Below are 17,311 nucleotides of genomic sequence, written 5' to 3'. Positions count from 1 at the left end.
GGCGTATCCGAGTTGCGGCACGAAAGTGACGCAATCCGAAGACGACATGCGGCCACTCGTGCCGTTGGTGTGTGCTCTCCCCCTCGGAGCCCCCGCCTCTGCCGCCGGGAAGCCCGGTTGAGGATCTGGGCTCCCGTCGACCGAATCAATTTTTGTCACCGCCTTTACAAACTTTTTAGGGACCTGAGTGGCGAGGCTCATCCTCTTTGAGATCAGCTTGGTCGCCGTTTTGCCTTATAAAAACACCAACGAAGGGAGAGCGCTTATGATGCGTTTAATTTTGCCCGTTTTGTTGATGTTTTTGGCGTATTCTGGACCACTTCAGGCCGACGAATACAGTGGATGCGTGCTGTTTCTCGGGCCAAAGCCCCGAATTTCGGTGGATCAAATCGATGACATAAACAACAAGATAAACCAGCTTCTCGATGGTGAGATCGTCCACTTAAAAAAGGATTTGAATCCAAAACAACACAAAAAAATAGTCCTTCTTCGAACCCTCGGGCATCTGAACAAAAAAATCAATGTGAGTTGGCTGCTCCCCGACCCTGCCGATATGGTGTTCACCATGGAAGCCGTCACTGGTGGTGTGATTAAGGAAGTTAACTCTGACTTTTTGGTCATGCACGTGGGCGATGTGGGGCAAGCTCGAATTCCATTGGTGGATATTCGATCTTTGCAGATTCTATGACCTCTACGAAAAACTTTGCCTCAACTTTTGCCATTGGCATACACTCTGCAGCTGAATTGCCCGACTTCTAAGGACGAGGTTTAAAATGAAATCTACAGTCGTTTTGCTGGCTTCACTCATCATCGTGGTTTCCCAATTTGGATACGCTTCTGAAAATTTTTCGCAAGCTAAAGATCATGCGGCCCTTCCTGGCCTGACTAAACCCGAGGACTCAAATCAATCCACCCCTGCGAACTTGCGTTTTGGTAACCTTGAGCTTGCACCCAAGTACAACGACACCGAGTTGATTTTTGATTTGGAGTCTCTTCCCGACAACGAGTCTCCAGAACCATTGCCAAAAGAAAACCTTCACAGTTTCGAGCAATTTTTAGAAATGCACCCCGGGGTGGATCCGGCAGCAACCCCAGAACCGCTTCACGGCACTGACTATTATGCCCCAAGGGGCACCTCTCGCGGGGATGCCGACAGCTACCGGAACCACCAGCACCGTCAACAGATTAACGGATTCTAACTAGCAAGCTCAAACTATGAACACAATTTTTAGGCACGCCACACTCGACGAACTCACAACCCTTGTTGATTTTCAGTTGGCCATGGCCCTTGAAACTGAAGGTCTACGCCTGCACAAAGAAACCGTGGAGCGCGGTGTATCTGCTGTTTTTGAAGATTCTAATAAAGGGCAATATTGGATCGCTGAGAAAAATAGTCAGGTGGTCGGCAACCTACTTATCATTCCCGAGTGGAGCGATTGGCGCAACGGATCTGTGTGGTGGATTCACTCTGTTTATATTACTCCAAAATATCGCGGACAAGGCGTGTTTCGCGAAATGTACAACGCCCTAAAGGCCACTGTGGAGGCGTCACCCCAATTGTTCGGCCTGCGGCTCTACGTAGATCAGTCAAATATCAATGCTCAAAAGGTTTATCAACAACTGGGCATGACCTCTGATCACTACGCACTTTTTGAGTGGCTCAAATAAGATCTGTTAATAACTCCTTGTGAGTACTAGCCACATAGCTGCCCAACGGACTAGATCTGTTTCCAGCCGTTTAGTATTCGGGTGAAAATCATTCCACCTAAAATGATGCGCCAGAATATAAGCACCCACACCAAAAACAGTGGTAAAAAAGCTAACGATCCGTATACGGCGTCGTAGTAAAAGATACTGTGGGAAGCCCATTTGTATATCGCTTGCCCAGCATACAAAATCAATGAAACAAATAAAGATGAAATGACCGCGCTTTGTATTTTCAAATTTCGATTTGGCAAAAAATAGTAAATTAAAAATATCGTTAAAAACGAGGCCGCCCTCGATATCCAGACCACAGGCAAAATGTCATTGACCAAAGGTAACAACTTCAAGGCAGACCCCATAAAAAACAAAAATACTGGCAACCCCCCAAGCAAGCCCAACAACATGAACGCTAACCTCTTAACGGACTTGTGAGATGGGCCCAAACCCCAAATCATCTGGGTCAGCTGATCTAGTCGACTCAAAAGGCGCGCTGTCACTAGTATCGTTAAAATAAGACCACTTAACCCTATAACTCCGTCACTCATTTTTAGAATGGCTGACGACATCAAACCCAATAGCTCTGGCGAAGTACTTGGAGTAACAAATCCAAGCACCCAATCTTGCAACCTCATCATCATGGTATATCCGCTTCCCAACGCCCGCGACGTGACCATCAACACCGACAAAATCGGAACAATGGAGATCACCGTAAGGTAAGCCAGCTCGGCTGAGCGCGAACCCACTTGCATAGCAATGAGTTCTCGGTAGAACCTTTTGAACACTGGTTTTAAATCAGTGGGTTTAGGAATAATTGGACGGATGTTATTCATTGTACTTTTTCACTTCCAAAGACAACGATACTTTATGATGCCACTACGTCAACTGGCTTAAGTAAAAAGATATTGTATTTATTGGCTCCATCGGGATCGCCACGTCGCCTATCTCACTCTCTATAATTTATGGGCAGGCAATACTTAAACTCACACAAATCATCTCACGTCCAAAACAAAAACGCTTTCACTCAAAGTGCAATGAAATCTCTACCGAAACATCTCTCGACAGCTCTCGATAGCCATCTCATCTCCCGAAAGGTGTAGAGTATCTCCGACGTGAACTTCCTCTAGGTGATTGGGAAAAATCATCAAGTTTCCGTCTCGCAATATTGATACTATTGTCGCTCCAGTCAATTTTCTCACATTTAGCTCGGCAATCGTCTTGCCCGATAAATTATTGTTATTCATACTAATTGAAACTAAATTATCAAATCCAGGCAAACTGGGAGGCGTTGACTCAACACTTGCCTTTGATCTAATCATAGTTTGCCGCTTAATCATCGATATGAGCTTCTCACTACCCGCCTCGCATTCAAATGCCACCTTGCCGGCACTTCGCCACAACCGGTAAAATATGGTCGGGATCGTCAACAGAACTAATACCGTGTAAATCGTATTGTTAATAAACGGCCTTATTGATGCCAGTAGCGGAAAGGCCACCATCAACCCCAAAATAGTCCAAATGGTTAAATTAAATAGTCGCTGCACTGATGATACCGACCTACTCCCATCAATATCCCCCGAAAACGCGGCTTGTGACAGTCTAGCAATCAAAGCCGAAGACATGATCACAAAACCGTAGATAATTGGTGCCAATACCGCCCCTAAAGCTGCAATTAAAACAACCTGACTTACAACAGTCCCCTCTGCAATACCCATGTGCGAAAGTGTTGCCGGCAAAAACTTTAAGAAAAGCGGAGGGATCAAGATCAGCAAAACTAAATCAAATAGTAATCCGAAAATCACTTTCTTCGGTACGCCAAAAAATCGGCCTTCTCTGGCACTAAAGTCTCTCATTCTGCGAAACCAAGTCTCATAAAACCCAACAGCAATTCGAAAAGATTCAGGAAGTTTTTTTGATATATTACTGACTATAAATTCAGACCTGTTCCAAAGCACCAAAGTAGACAATGAAGTCAGTATAGCTACTGAAACCACAATGGCCTGAAACTCTTTCGTCACCATACCTGCGCCAAACCCTATCGCCGCAATGATAAATGAAAACTCTCCGATCTGTCCCAGAGAAATCGATGAGCACAGTGATCTACTAAGGCCAGATCCTGACAATACGCTCCCTATAAACACAAGTAGAAATTGTGACACCACCACAGCTACCGATATCAAAACTGACTGAGGTAAAACCTCAATAGCTATCAATGGGTCTACGGTCATTCCCACAGACACAAAAAATATGGCAACAAATACATCCTTCAATGGCTTCAATATTGACTCGACTCTGTGAGACTCCCCACTCTCCGAGACCAGCACTCCAGCCAAGAACGCACCCAGTGCCACGGAATACCCCAAGCTCTTCATGACAAGCGCAACAGTGAAACACAACCCCGTTGCCACAACAATAAGCACCTCTGAGTTGTTTTGAGCGACAATATGTTTCACAAATCTCGGGATCACAAACAACCCCAACAACGTCAAAGAGGTCACCACAAATACCATTTTTGCCAAGGTAGGGGCCAGGCTATCTAAACTGATCTCTTTGCTCACTGCAAATGTGCCAAATACAGTTAAAAGTAAAATCGCTACCATATCCTGAATCACCAGCACACCAAATACGTGATCTCGCGTTCCTTGGGTTGGCCTTTGATCTTCAAAAACCTTACTCACTATCATTGTGGAAGAAATCGCCAGTGCGCCGCCCAAAAATATGGACTGCGCCGTCGACCACCCTAAAAAATATCCTATCGTCAACCCAACCAAAAACATGCCACTGATTTCTAGAGCCGCCGTCACTCCTGCCGTTGGCAATACTCTAAAAAACTTTTCAATAGAAAACTCTAGTCCCACAGCAAACATAACTAGAATCACACCGAACTCGGATAGACTTTCCACCCGATGGGGATCTGCAAAAAGCGGTATGGGGATATAAGGTCCAATAATTAGACCTGCCGTCAGATAACCCAAAATGGATGGCAAACGAAAGCGAAAAAATGCTGATCCGATGAGAGCGGCCACACCCAATACCAATGCAATATCTTTTACAAAGCTGCCGTGCACACGGGCCTCCTGCACCACTGAAATCTTTTAAATATATTTAACTGTAAAAATATTTTTGGCAACGTCCAATCGAAATTATAAATGCTTCAGCAACCCATACATTCGTGGAGTTTTGGCCTTGGCTGATTGGTCATTTCATCCTCAACACCAACTGACCCAGTGATGGCAATAAGCTAAAGCCTAACACAAGAATCCAATCCTTCTTTGACAATGCCAATAAGTCTAAAACTTCCTGAGTAAATGGAACGTGAACGCTTGCAACCAGTAAACCCACACACAGCATGACCGCACCCCACACGTGGGGATTTTTTGTGATTTCGTTAATAAATACATTTGAATTTCTTCCGGACAAATTAAACACATGAAACACCTGGGCCATACCCAGAGTCAAAAACGAAATGGTCACCACTTTTTCAAATGAATACAAGAACAAATATAAACAGAGATAAAACACGGCCAGAACACTTGCCGTTATAAGTATTCCGTACAAAAAAATGAAATACCAGTGGGACTTCTCGATTATTTTTTCTTCAGATTTTCTGGGAGGATTTGACAGGTAGGATCGATCGCCGTTTCCCATGCCCAGAGCTAGGGCCGGAAATACATCTGTGACTAAGTTCAAAAACAGAATCTGCAAGGGTGTGACCGGAATCTTGGTGCTAAACACAGCTGCAATTCCCACGATAAAAACTTCGCTGATATTGCATGAAAGCAAATATGTTACAAATTTTCTAATATTAGAAAAGATAATGCGGCCTTGTTCCACCGCATACACAATGGTTTCAAAGCGATCATCTTTAAGAATCATATCGGCGGCCTCTCTTGCCACTTGCGTACCACGCTGACCCATGGCAATGCCAATGTCGGCCTTCTTAAGTGCCGGAGCGTCGTTGACCCCATCACCGGTCATCGCCACTATGGCGCCTTGCTTTTGGTAGTGAGTCACCAATTGCAGCTTCTGCTCAGGACTGACGCGACTAAACACGGAGGTTTTGTCAATGGAGTCTATCAAGCTTTGCGTCCAAGGGCCGGTAAGATCTTTTCCTAAAACGGGCTCCAGCGAAGCCTGCGGCAGCCCAATGTCTTTAGCTATTTTTAAGGCCGTTCCAGCTTGGTCGCCAGTGGCCATAACCACTTTTATACCCGCACTATGGCACTGCGAAATGGAGCGAGGCACGTCCTGCCTAGCAGGGTCAATCAATCCCACAAGACCCAGCAACTCCAACTCATCAAATACGGACTCGTCGTTTTGGTATTCGGATTTGTAGGCTATCGCGAGCACCCGCAAACCTCTTTCTGCAAGAGTCCTATTTTGTTGTCTCCATGCTTCCTTTTGTTCATCACTGAGGCGGCTTCGGGATATCACCGACTCCGGTGCCCCCTTTACGGCCACCAGTTTTTCATTTGAGACATTATGGATGGTGGCCATCATGTTCGTATGAGAATCAAAGGGAACCTCAGAAACTCGCGGGTATTGTGTGTTCAGGTATTTGTCATCACCAATGACCTCTTTTGAAAATCTTAAAAGCGCAACTTCCATCGGGTCACCAAAACTCTCTGCCCCGTGATTGTAATGAGCGTCATTGCAAAGCCCAACCACCTCTATGAGCCGTCGCATGATCTCGCCTGCACCAGTATAAAAAATGGGTAATCCATTTTTTGCCAATAGGTTTATCTTCTGGGTGTTTTCATCTCTGCTAACGGTGAAAGGCCCCTCTTCTGTTACTACCTCCACCAACGTCATGTTGTTTTCAGTAAGGGTCCCCGTCTTGTCGGTAACAATGATACTTGTCGCACCGAGAGTTTCCACGGCCGAGAGTTTATTAACGAGAGCGTTTTTCCGAGACATAATCAATAGCCCTCTAGCAAGGGCAATGGTCGCCACAATGGGAAGTCCCTCAGGAACCGTGGCCACAGCCAATGCAATGGCGGTTTGTATCATTAACAACGTGTCTTTTCCTGTCAGCAATCCGCTAATGAGTATCACCATCGATACGAAAAGTGTGAGTACCACTAACCGTCGACCTAACCGATCAAGGCGCTTTTCTAATGGAGTGATTTCCTCTTCAGCGCTTGCTGTCAACTTCGCTATCTTACCGATCTCCGTGCCCATTCCAATGTGAGTCACCACAGCTCGACAGACACCCCGCGTGAGATAAGTCCCCTTCATCAACATGTTTTGGCGATCAGACACATTTGTGTCAGAATCCAATTCAACAAAAGGTTTTTTCTCGACGGGCACGGATTCACCGGTCAAGGCTGATTCATCAACATTTAGATTGTGACTTTCAATGATTCGGCAGTCAGCGGTCACCACATCACCTGCCTCCAGTATAAGGATGTCGCCAGGAACCAAATCCTCTGCTGGTGTCAATGTCTGCTCTCCGGCACGAACCACTCGCGAATGCGTCTGCCCTATTTTTCTAAGCGACTCCATCGAACTGATCGCTCGCACTTCGGTGATAAACCCAATAACTGAATTGATTAAAAGCACTAACCCAATAGCTGCCGCATCTAAAACATCACCAGACAAAGCGGCAACCAGAGCCGCCAAAGCCAGTAGCCCCACTAAAATACTTTTAAACTGCCTAAAAAATAAGGCCAACAGGCTCGGCGGAGCCTGCGTTGTAATACGATTTATTCCGTATGTGAAATTTCGCTCTTTGACCTGCTCCGCAGTAAGACCATTCACTTTATCAACTTCAAGCAGGTCTAATACACGAGGTACTGTGAGTACCCAGGGTTGTTCCTTTAACATCATTGAAAGATACCCTTGAAAGATACCCGGTTCAATTCTGATTTGCATGGCGTTAGGCAGTCTATCGATGTGCTATTTTTTGGAGCGGGAGATACTTAACGTTCTGTCCTGATCTTTTTCATCAGATTCAATATGTCTCCCCTAGAATTGCTTTTTTTGGTCAGCCCCCCGTAGCTCTACATTGAATATGGCAAAAAACATCGGCACCTCAATGTTAACAATTTCGTGCTACCGGAATTGAGTAAGGGGTTAGGAACCGTGAAGGCTTCTAACGCCATGTAAATCAGAATTGAACCGGGTACCTTTCCCTTTCGCATGCCAGTTGCCCCACTAACTTGGCCACTGAGAAACTGCTGCCTTTTAAGCCAGAGGGTGGGGCGATCACCCGATCTATCTCAGGGCCGTAGTTGGATTGGGGCGCCACGCGTCCGAAGTCGTCGGCCTCGGCCACCACGATGGCTTTTGGCAACAGGCCGGCCACCGTCTGGTCTATTGACAGTGGTTGCTTTAGGTCTTTCTTATTTTCGCCGGCTGCCATCACTAATGTTGTCTGTTCAGATAGGGCCTTTAATTGAGGCAATACGTCTTTGAGTGACGCAGATATTTTGTCGTTCCAACTGAGGTTCACGATGTTGACACCATCTGAAAGTATTTTGTTTATGGCATTTGTCATTGTGACTTTTGTCATCTTTCCGTTTTTAAAAATGGGGTAGTTCACAATGTTTACAGACTTGCAGTCTTGCACTGAGTCTTCAATGACTTTTGCAATCTGACGTTGATGGGCTGTGCCCACTTCATCATCCATAATCGCTATTATAATTGGCGAAGAAAAGGCATTGGCGGCCCTAAATACCAGGGCCGCCAATACCAACACCATCCATTTAGTAGTCACAAACAGGCCCCACTAAACACTTGCCATCGTTCACTTGAATCTTAACTGACTCTGTCGACGATGCGGTTAAACCGTTTTTCTTAACGACAAAGCTGAGGGTGGTCCAACTGAACTCTTGACGAGAGTTGCCCTTCACTCGCACAGTGACCTGTCGCGTTTGCCTTGGACCCACAGTAAATGACGTGGGCCACGCATTGGACACTTTACTGCTGTCGTATTTAATGTGAATCACGGCACTCTGAGTAACCTGGCTCTTGTTGTAGACACTAAACACAAAACTTCCGGCTTCAGATGTGGGTAAGTCTACGGGCTTACTGGCCAGTTCCATCTGCATGGGGTAGGCAATCTGACCCTCTAAATTTTTCTCAAACAATGTCTTCTGGCCTTCTTTTAAGCCCGCATTCACAAAGAAAGTCTGCCCCACTGACATGTTTGACGGAACATCGTAGTTACCAAGATTAATGACTTTCACCTGCGATTGAGCCGGCAACTCGGGCAACTTAAAAGTCTTAGTGCCCGGAGTGATTGACGATCCCTCGCCTTTGATAGAGGCACTCAATCCCCTTTTTTCAACGAGGCCAAAGTTTTTTAAATTTAGTTCGAGCTGCGCGGATTCACCCGGCAACACAAATCCATCTCCATCGCCGTCGACAAGTTTAAACTGAAAATCATCTAAGATAGGATTGTTTCGATAGAGCTGGTCCACTTCACTAACGCCTTCCCCATAGGCTTTTGTCACTTCTTTGTCTTTGTTCGTTGAAATCGTGATGTTGTAACCTTCTTGCTTCCCTTTCTTTAAGCTTGCCGCCCGATTGGCGTTCGCATAGGCCGTTTTATACTCGGGCGAAGTGACCGAACCACTTTTGTACATGGGATATTTGTCACTGTACTCTTTTTGCTCATGCTCGCTGTAGCTCCTGGACCGCTCTGCATTGAATGCCGAGTGATAGGCACTCATGTAAAATTCTTTGATTCTCGGGTGCGGATAACTGCCAGGGCGTGGTCGGTAGTATTTATCCGTTTCTGTTGACGCACTTGAAGATTGCAAGGATTCATTCGAATAAGACAAAACCTCAGAGGCATCAATTACGATTTCTTCAAGCTTGGATGTGCGATAAAATTTAACCCGATCATTATAGCCTTTTTGCTTTGCCACACGGGATGCGGCCTTGATTTCATCCCAGGCCGTGTCCACGCCTTGCTTGTATCCTTCATCGTAAGCTTGCTTGTCGTTGGCAGCAGCCGTTCCATTTTCGTAGCCGGCCGTTTCTGCGGCTCGCAAATCGCCAGCAATAGTGCCGTACTCTTTACCAGAGGCCGCGCCATCTGTTGATCCGTGACTTTTTGCCACCGGTGACACTTCCGCTTTAGCTAAATCTAGGTTTCTTTCTATGCGGGCCACCTCTCGGTTGGCAGACGCCAACTCACTCAATGCACCATCTAACTCCACACCCACAACCTGAAGATCTTGGCGATAGGCCACAATATCTCGCTCGAGCTGTTGATTTTCTCTTAAAAGACGTTGGTTTTGATCTTGAAGATCTGAAACTTCATATCGAATTCTCTCTAGGCGATGTGAGGCCTGCGATATGTCACGTTGAACTTCATTCAACTGGTGGCTGACTTGTGCCAACTCCCCTCGCACCTTTCGAAGTTCGGCTTTGAGACGATCCAATTCGGGATTGTTTTTGGGTGGAGGTGTCGCACCACCACCGCCAGCGGGAGGCTCTCCGCCTTTATCGGGCCCTGCGCCGTTGCCACGGCCTGGTCCATTTTCACCACCGCGACCGGGACTATTTGTGTTATCTCGCCCCCCGCGTTCAGGATTTTTGTCACCGTTTCTAGCAGGGTCATCCCCTTTACCTCCGCGGTCACCCTTGTCTCGGTTGCGCTTGCCTTCGTCAGTATTTTTTTGAGGCGAAGCTGCTGCTGCCATCTGAATGGGTCGCGACGTCTCTACACTTATAACAGCCACGCTGGATTCTATTTGTCGAATTCGCCGTTCCAAATCACGTTCTTCATGGGCCAGTTGAGCTCTTCGTCGACTGAGTTGATCCTGCCTCCGCTCTAGTCGTTCTATGAGCTGCCTTTTATCTTGTCGCTCAGAACCCAAATCTTGAATTCGATTTCGATTTCGAGAAATCTGGTATTCATTTGATGAAAGCTGAGTTTGAGAGCGCGACAATTGCGACTCCAAGTCTCGTTCGCGCTGTTGTAAACGAGAGACATCCGATTCAGCGGCATACTTCACTCGCAATGCCGCATCCAAATCGTAATCACGGTATTGATCACTCGGCAGAGCCAAAACGACACTGGCAACTAAACCCACCATGCCGCCAGCCAACATTTGATAACCAAACTTTTTCATATTTCCCCCTTTTTCATTTGCTAGCTGGAAACCTTTTGGCCCCACAATCCAGTCAATGGGTCTACTAGGCAAGTTCGGTGCCAAGGGTGTCGAACTCACACGAAGAAGGAAATCTATTTTTGTCTTTATGAAAACTCTAGTGAAATGATGCGCATGGCAAAGTAGCCACCAGAAAAGGATTACATAAAATACGGGGGTATCCTTTTGGGGAATTCACCGTAACGTCGGTGTAAAATAAAAAAAAGCCGGTCTTGGGGAGACCGGCTAGGGAGTGAATTGGGGATATGGGGGATTGTTCGTTAAAAACTATTTATTAAAATTTAAAAATTCCTTGCAGCCCTGACGTCGACGAGCGACGCACACTTGAGTCTACTGCTGGTTTCGGGCCAAACAGTAACATACTAAAATTATTGAAGTCTTAAATTGAAACGGCAACTTGAGTCGGCAGTTTGAAGGCCACTTTTGTTGGCACTGCCCACCGGAGTTGGCGATTTCTGGTTACTGAGAAGAGGTCCTTTGACGGCTAAATGGGGCAGCTGATAAAAACACTGCGAGTTTGAGGTATACCCGGCAAACCCAGAATCAATGCCGCAAGTTCCTGTCTGTTTTTATTTTCCTGACAATTGCTATTCAATTCCAATCGGATATCGAAGTCCCCAACAATTTATGAATTCGGCCAGGTCTTGGCGCAAAAAAATTTTCTCTAAACTAGGCGAAATCAAGGCCCACACTAAATTCAAAAGCCCGCAGTCTTTCGCTCAACAACAGGAAATGCTGTTATCAAAAAGTCATCGGTGTACACCACTTTTATTCTCACCGAGCGATATACGCCTACAGATTCATATTTATCGTTACCGACTTTTCTGCTATGGCCTACAGCGATTATGTATTCAACCGCCTCTTCAATGTCGGCCGAAGTCCATGATGCCGGAAAAAATGTTTTGTATCCTTTCGTTTGTGTCCAGGAGGCTTCGCTCACCGCCCACTTGGGAAACTTCACCTGAACCACTCCGCTAGATAGCTCCAAAAAACTGTTTTCATCGTTCAATGCCAACGCGAGCTCGGGATCTTCTTGCAGCCACCTATCAAGAAAGGCTCTAGAATGAAGCCCGCCCTCAAGAACTCGGTGACCATTTTTTTTATGGCCCCATCGCCCCTCAACCACATAGTGAGCCACACGATCCAAACGGGGCTTTGGCGCCAGATTGGAGTGGCAACTGAATCCCAATGCCCCGGCCCTTACGGCCACCAGCAAAAAAATACAAACGACTATAACTATAATGCTGATCCTCTTCCAAACTTCCATATCTATCTCCAATCAACGGTTTTGATTTGAAAACGAAAATACGGAAACCTGAGGATTAATCACAGATTTTATAAGTAAAAAGTTAACGAATAATTTAACTTTTTAGTTACTATTAAGTCGCTGACTTAAGCCCAGATCGTTTACCTTTTAGATGATATTTTCATTGCCTAAGGTGTAAACTTTAAAATGAGTACTTCGACGATATTTTTATGGGCTCTATATGAACAAGCTGCAAAATCTCTTCGATTTTGATGATTACAAATCTTATTTTAATAGCGTTGTTGAGAGTCTACCAAATAAAGGCCGCGGCGAGTATCGACGACTGTCACAACATCTCGGTGTGTCCACTACACTTGTGAGTCAAGTTTTCAAGGGTGACAAACAATTGAGTCTGGAGCTCGCCTATGACCTGTCTCAATTTCTGGGTCTCGACCGCGATGAAACTAATTACTTTATGCTTTTGGTAGAAAAGGAAAAGGCCGGCAGCTTTAAGCTCAAACAATTTTTTTCAGATCAAATCAAAAGCATCCAAAATGAGGCTAAAAAACTAACGAACATCATGCCCAATCAAATTGAACTCAAAGAAGCAGCAAAATCTGAATTCTATTCCACCTGGTGCTATACAGCCGTGCGACTAACCGCCGACATTCCTGATCTCAACGATCCCACCGCCATCGCCAACCGACTGGGTCTGCCCATTTCATTGGTTCAAAAGGTACTCACCTTTTTGCTTACAAACCAGTTGTTAACCTTAAATGACAATAACTTGGCCCTTGGCCCCACTCGAACCCATGCGGCCAGAGACACCGTGCACTTCCAACGGCACCATCAAAATTGGCGCATGCAATCCATCAATCGCATCTCACAAGTCAATGATGACGACATCTTTTTTACAGCACCGATGGTTTTATCCAAAGATTTGGCCGAAGAGCTTCGGCAACGTATTCCTCGAATACTCAAAGAAATAACCAATGAAGTGACTCAGTCTCCCTCAGAAACGACTCGCTGTCTTTGCATCGACTGGTTTAGATTCTGAATCTTGCCGTCGCAACGAGCCCTCATAGTAGTAATCTAACTCCGAGAAACTGTATGCCTTTTCACGATCCACTAGTAAGCCCGAAAGCTTTCGAATCATCTTATAGTCATCTGACTTTAGGTCTACTTTTTGTTTTCGACCCACGATTGAATCAAAGATCTGATCAATACGATTCTTTCTGAAGCACTCGGATCGATGAGACTCATACTCAGCGCTTTGCGTGGGTCGAAAAAAATCAAATTGGTCCCGACTTTTTAAATAGTAGCCTCCAAGCTGTGCGAGGCAACGATCTACACCCTCTGTGTATTCAAGGAGCCTCACTCCAACAACTAACTCGTGTAACACTAAAGCGACTTGGTCACTAGCATTCATTCCTCCGTAAATGTGAGAGTCAATCCACACTTCCTGCAGGTTTTGCAAAGCTATCTGGTCCTGCTGAGGCACATCAATTAAGACGCCCAACGTGGCTCTAGGAATCTTTGCCAGTCGTACTGGAATTAAATACCAATCGCGATTGACAAATATATATGCTAGGTCCGAGGCTAAGGCCGGATGAACTCCCTCCACTGCTTTTATAACGGAATACACCTCGTCCACAACGCCTCCACCCAAATCTACGGCACTCTGCAAGCGATAACTTTCGAAAGGCCGACCATTGACGCCATTGCCACCGCCACTATCAACACCACCCTGCAGCTCGTACTCCTTGGGCTCTTCAACCAGAGGTTCCTTGATGATTGTCTCCTTCAAAATGACTCGCTCACATCCTAACAAGGCAGCTAGAGCCAATATGAAAGTTATCTCTCGAGCTCGTCGTTTCATGCTAATCAATCCTATGTGTGCGACTATTTAACTTTTTCATATCGAAAACTTGTTCCAAAATGGTCCCGCCTGAAATTTGATCCACTATAACCACTTGTTCAGATCCATAATCTATAATGGCCTTAATACCTCGTCCTGAAACCTGTTGCCCTGTACTTCTATCTATCCACTCAAATTGAGGGTATCGCACGACAAACAAGGCGCCCTCAGTGGCCTGATAGGCCTTCTCTCCAGAAACCTTTAAACAGCGGTTAGCCTGCGGCGCACACATGGAAAAGGCTACTTGCTGCAAGCTGGCAGAAAAAGCGGACTGGGAAAACACTATTGTTAATCCCAGTCCAATCAATAACCTAGAAGCAAAGTGGCAGAAGTTCATAATTAGCGACACCCATAGGTATCAATTTGCGGCTTGAACCCATCTGCATAGAAACCACCTAGGCTGTTGTCGCCTCGATATTCAATGACATTGCCGCAATTGTCGTACTTACTTGGTGCGATTGATCGAAGATCAGACACCGGGTTGCGGAACAAGGCAAGGTAATCAATGCGTAATGATTCACGAACGCCAGTCCCTTCGTCCTCTATTTCAACCGTTATTGGGCCCTGAAGTGCGGCCTCTAGAGAGGCAATCAATTGATTGAATTCAGTAGGCTTGTCAATACAAACGCCGTCTTCAAAGATATGTCGTTTTCGTTTGCCCGTAGGATTCGCATCAGATTTAGGGCACAGCTTGTCTTGAAAATTCCGGGCCCACTTTAACGCCGCCAATGTATCAGACCCTAGTTGTGGGATGATTGTCATTGACTGCCGCTCAATTAGTTTTCCGAATTTGGCGTTATTTTCCAACATAGATTGATACTCTGCAGGCGACATCGGATTGTAATAAGGCCGTGAATCTTTCAATTGAGAGATTTTAACCAGTCCCGTGAGGTCATAACTAGTAAACGGAGTCAGATAAACAATCATGCCAGCAGCGGCCTGCTCTAACATCTTAATGTCCGCAACGTTTAATTTCGCTATTGTCAGATCAGTATAATCGCACTCCACCTCGAAGTATGAGTTGTCACGACCTGACATCTCCCACTCTTCTCGTGTGCCACCATAGGCAGGATTTATGACCTTACATGAATCGTAGGTCCGTGAATCAATAGTAGATTTCCACACGTGATAATTAAGATTTAGTGTCAGTTCAAAATTGTCGTTTACTTTAAGGAACTTTCGAAAATCATTCCACCCATCACGAACGTCAGCTAAAACATCCTGAATGTCGGCTTCAGTATTAAGGTCCGGCTTGCCGTCATAAAGAAATTCTAAAAATGGTGATTGCGGAATACCCTTTACAGATTTTTCAAAGTTAGCTCTTTCATGTTCAGTCAATTGAGTGTCTACAATCGGCTTCACTCGCGCTAATAACCCTTTATAGGCCATAAATGACTTTAAAAATGACTTGTAGAAATTGGCTCGCAAGTTAGTTGGATCTTTTTCTATAGCCATATCAATCACTTTATCGGCCAACATGAACGTATAGGGTCCAACAAGTTGCTCTCCAGCCAAAGCCAGCTCTTCGGCTTCCATTTTCATAGATGCTTCAATAACCAATTTGCCCTTTTTATCTACAGGCTCCATAGGTCTGGTACAGCCTAAGAAAATTGATGCACCCACCAACAAATAGCCCAGCGCCAAAACATTAATTCCTTGCATTGAGTTCACTCCTCTTAAAGGTTTTTAAATCAAACGATCAGGTACCGACATTTGTATGAGATCTGGTGCCAGGTTTATAGATTCCATATGAAAAACTTGGAGGCCAAATTTCACAAATTGGTTAACTCAAATGGGGTCCAGGCCACAACTCTGCAACACCTATTCCCGGTGAAATTCTTGAGTATTTTCAGTATGTTACAGGGGAGCTAAAAAAAATGATCAGTTGAAATTGCCTGAAGTTTTGTCAAAACCCTACAATTTGTGTCACCGCCTGTAGGGTAACGGGACTTTAGAACAACTGCTTGGGCGATGCACACTCGACAGGCGAGCTCACCATAAGATCTGGGCATTTAACAACGCAAACCAGATGTCATGAGTATCCGGATTCCTTTTGTGGAAAATGTGTACCCGCCCAACGCTGTGCAAATCAGAATGGAACCGGGTACCTTAGTGGTAAACCACGTGATGGTGGAGAGCTTCTTGGATTCTTGGGTCTTTGACCGGAACCAGGTTGTTTCTGCTCAAGAACCGGGTCAGCGTGAGCAGAAATGCTCCCAGGAAGCCTGCAAATATCAGAACTTCATAAACTGAGAACACCGCATGCTCTTCGTTGTAGCTAGGATATACCAACCAATAGATGTCGACAAACTGCATGACCAAAATCCAAACGCTGGCCACAGCTAAGTAGCTGGGAGTGCGCTTGGCCCATCTTGGTAATAGTGCAAAAAATGGCACAATAAATTTAAAAAGAATCAGTGCCACAGACACCATGGCCCAAGAGCCTTGCGACCGAGGCACGTAAAAAATGGTCTCTTCTGGCATATTGGCATACCAAATCAACATATACTGGCTAAACGCGATGTAAGCCCAAAAAACCGTGAACGCAAAAAGAAACTTACCCAGATCATGCACATGGTTTTCGTTAACCAAACCATGCAGCAAACCCTTACCCTTTAAATAAAGGATCACTAAAATCATCACCGCCATGGTCGACTGAAATAAGCCGGCAAAGGCATAAACACCAAAAATGGTACTGAACCAATGGGCATCAAGGCTCATCAACGTGTCCACGCTAAAAAATGAATAGGAAAATGCAAATACCAACACCGCACCCACAGAAACGCCCACAAGTTTGTGAGTGATCGACTCGTCGCCGGTGGTGTCTTGTTTCACTGAGTTACCCACAAGCACCTTTGCCAAAAGCCACCAAATTCCAAAAAACAAAACCACCCGAACAGCAAAAAATGTGGGGTTCAAATACCCGGCCTTATGAGACAACAAATGATCCTTCGCCACCACATCGGCGTGAAACCATTCGTACAGGTGATTGCCGCCAAAAAACACCAGGATCAGGGCCGCCACCGCTCCCACCGGGATAAATGACGTGAAGGCTTCGCTGATTCTTCGAACCGTCACGCTCCAACCGGCTTTAGTGACATGTTGAATGGCGGTGAAAAACAACCCACCCAAAGCCAAACTTACAAAATAAAATAGTCCAATTAAATAAGCATGCCAGGCTCGAGCCTGATCATTAATAATGGCCACAACAAAGGCCGCTAATCCCAAAAAGATTAGCACCGAGTACACTGTTTTCATCCTGGTAGAGACCACATAGTTTCCTGGCTGCGGTACACTTTTCACTTCTGCCATTTTAATGAC

General features: G+C 45.6%; 14 protein-coding genes. 4 read left to right on the top strand and 10 right to left on the bottom strand.

The features are described 5' to 3' along the window. Nucleotides 1-265: 265 nt before the first annotated feature. The 3 genes from H6626_01220 to H6626_01210 all read left to right on the top strand — a co-directional run bounded on the left by H6626_01220 (nucleotide 266) and on the right by H6626_01210 (nucleotide 1,668). A complete protein-coding gene (locus H6626_01220) occupies nucleotides 266-688 on the top strand; it encodes a hypothetical protein (protein ID USN47744.1) in 423 nt (140 codons plus the stop codon). Between the two features lie 85 nt (nucleotides 689-773). Next, on the top strand, nucleotides 774-1,199 hold the full coding sequence (locus H6626_01215) for a hypothetical protein (protein USN47743.1): 426 nt from the start codon (nucleotides 774-776) through the stop codon (nucleotides 1,197-1,199). Nucleotides 1,200-1,215: 16 nt separating this feature from the next. After that, a complete protein-coding gene (locus H6626_01210) occupies nucleotides 1,216-1,668 on the top strand; it encodes a GNAT family N-acetyltransferase (protein USN47742.1) in 453 nt (150 codons plus the stop codon). Nucleotides 1,669-1,718: 50 nt separating this feature from the next. Here the strand turns inward: H6626_01210 and H6626_01205 are convergent, their stop codons facing one another. The 6 genes from H6626_01205 to H6626_01180 all read right to left on the bottom strand — a co-directional run bounded on the left by H6626_01205 (nucleotide 1,719) and on the right by H6626_01180 (nucleotide 12,093). Then, a complete protein-coding gene (locus tag H6626_01205) occupies nucleotides 1,719-2,534 on the bottom strand; it encodes a YihY/virulence factor BrkB family protein (protein USN47741.1) in 816 nt (271 codons plus the stop codon). A gap of 210 nt (nucleotides 2,535-2,744) precedes the next feature. Beyond that, on the bottom strand, nucleotides 2,745-4,769 hold the full coding sequence (locus H6626_01200) for a cation:proton antiporter (protein ID USN47740.1): 2,025 nt from the start codon (nucleotides 4,767-4,769) through the stop codon (nucleotides 2,745-2,747). Nucleotides 4,770-4,899: 130 nt separating this feature from the next. After that, nucleotides 4,900-7,530, bottom strand: coding sequence for a cation-transporting P-type ATPase (locus H6626_01195; protein ID USN47739.1), 2,631 nt, complete (start codon nucleotides 7,528-7,530; stop codon nucleotides 4,900-4,902). A 280-nt stretch (nucleotides 7,531-7,810) separates the two neighbouring features. Continuing rightward, a complete protein-coding gene (locus H6626_01190) occupies nucleotides 7,811-8,419 on the bottom strand; it encodes a S8 family serine peptidase (protein ID USN47738.1) in 609 nt (202 codons plus the stop codon). Beyond that, nucleotides 8,409-10,787, bottom strand: coding sequence for a hypothetical protein (locus tag H6626_01185; GenBank protein ID USN47737.1), 2,379 nt, complete (start codon nucleotides 10,785-10,787; stop codon nucleotides 8,409-8,411). The genes H6626_01190 and H6626_01185 overlap by 11 nt, the downstream gene beginning before the upstream one ends. Before the next feature lie 736 nt (nucleotides 10,788-11,523). Continuing rightward, entirely contained in the window at nucleotides 11,524-12,093 is a 570-nt protein-coding gene (locus H6626_01180) for an EndoU domain-containing protein (protein ID USN47736.1), read from the bottom strand. 220 nt (nucleotides 12,094-12,313) lie between these two features. On the opposite strand from H6626_01180, the gene H6626_01175 reads away from it, so the two are divergent. Continuing rightward, the gene (locus H6626_01175) at nucleotides 12,314-13,129 is read left to right on the top strand and encodes a TIGR02147 family protein (protein USN47735.1); all 816 of its coding nucleotides are present in this window, start codon (nucleotides 12,314-12,316) and stop codon (nucleotides 13,127-13,129) included. Here H6626_01175 and H6626_01170 read toward each other — a convergent pair. From H6626_01170 to H6626_01155, 4 genes are all read right to left on the bottom strand, one after another. Then, a complete protein-coding gene (locus H6626_01170) occupies nucleotides 13,085-13,951 on the bottom strand; it encodes a hypothetical protein (GenBank protein ID USN47734.1) in 867 nt (288 codons plus the stop codon). The genes H6626_01175 and H6626_01170 overlap by 45 nt on opposite strands. A gap of 1 nt (nucleotide 13,952) precedes the next feature. Further along, a complete protein-coding gene (locus H6626_01165) occupies nucleotides 13,953-14,273 on the bottom strand; it encodes a hypothetical protein (GenBank protein USN47733.1) in 321 nt (106 codons plus the stop codon). 56 nt (nucleotides 14,274-14,329) lie between these two features. Next, entirely contained in the window at nucleotides 14,330-15,652 is a 1,323-nt protein-coding gene (locus H6626_01160; GenBank protein USN47732.1) for a hypothetical protein, read from the bottom strand. A 447-nt stretch (nucleotides 15,653-16,099) separates the two neighbouring features. Continuing rightward, nucleotides 16,100-17,302: a molybdopterin oxidoreductase gene (locus tag H6626_01155; GenBank protein USN47731.1), complete on the bottom strand. Its 1,203-nt coding sequence runs from the start codon at nucleotides 17,300-17,302 to the stop codon at nucleotides 16,100-16,102. Nucleotides 17,303-17,311: the final 9 nt, after the last annotated feature.

The organism is Pseudobdellovibrionaceae bacterium (genome assembly GCA_023898385.1).
In the GTDB taxonomy this organism is placed as follows: domain Bacteria; phylum Bdellovibrionota; class Bdellovibrionia; order Bdellovibrionales; family UBA1609.
This window is presented reverse-complemented; position numbering and strand designations above follow the sequence as displayed.

What these genes read in the sequence shown, in the direction of transcription:
- H6626_01220 (USN47744.1), top strand. Translation starts at nt 266, where the DNA reads ATGATGCGTTTAATTTTGCCCGTTTTGTTGATGTTTTTGGCGTATTCT.
- H6626_01215 (USN47743.1), top strand. Translation starts at nt 774, where the DNA reads ATGAAATCTACAGTCGTTTTGCTGGCTTCACTCATCATCGTGGTTTCC.
- H6626_01210 (USN47742.1), top strand. Translation starts at nt 1,216, where the DNA reads ATGAACACAATTTTTAGGCACGCCACACTCGACGAACTCACAACCCTT.
- H6626_01205 (USN47741.1), bottom strand. Translation starts at nt 2,534, where the DNA reads ATGAATAACATCCGTCCAATTATTCCTAAACCCACTGATTTAAAACCA.
- H6626_01195 (USN47739.1), bottom strand. Translation starts at nt 7,530, where the DNA reads ATGATGTTAAAGGAACAACCCTGGGTACTCACAGTACCTCGTGTATTA.
- H6626_01185 (USN47737.1), bottom strand. Translation starts at nt 10,787, where the DNA reads ATGAAAAAGTTTGGTTATCAAATGTTGGCTGGCGGCATGGTGGGTTTA.
- H6626_01180 (USN47736.1), bottom strand. Translation starts at nt 12,093, where the DNA reads ATGGAAGTTTGGAAGAGGATCAGCATTATAGTTATAGTCGTTTGTATT.
- H6626_01175 (USN47735.1), top strand. Translation starts at nt 12,314, where the DNA reads ATGAACAAGCTGCAAAATCTCTTCGATTTTGATGATTACAAATCTTAT.
- H6626_01170 (USN47734.1), bottom strand. Translation starts at nt 13,951, where the DNA reads ATGAAACGACGAGCTCGAGAGATAACTTTCATATTGGCTCTAGCTGCC.
- H6626_01160 (USN47732.1), bottom strand. Translation starts at nt 15,652, where the DNA reads ATGCAAGGAATTAATGTTTTGGCGCTGGGCTATTTGTTGGTGGGTGCA.
- H6626_01155 (USN47731.1), bottom strand. Translation starts at nt 17,302, where the DNA reads ATGGCAGAAGTGAAAAGTGTACCGCAGCCAGGAAACTATGTGGTCTCT.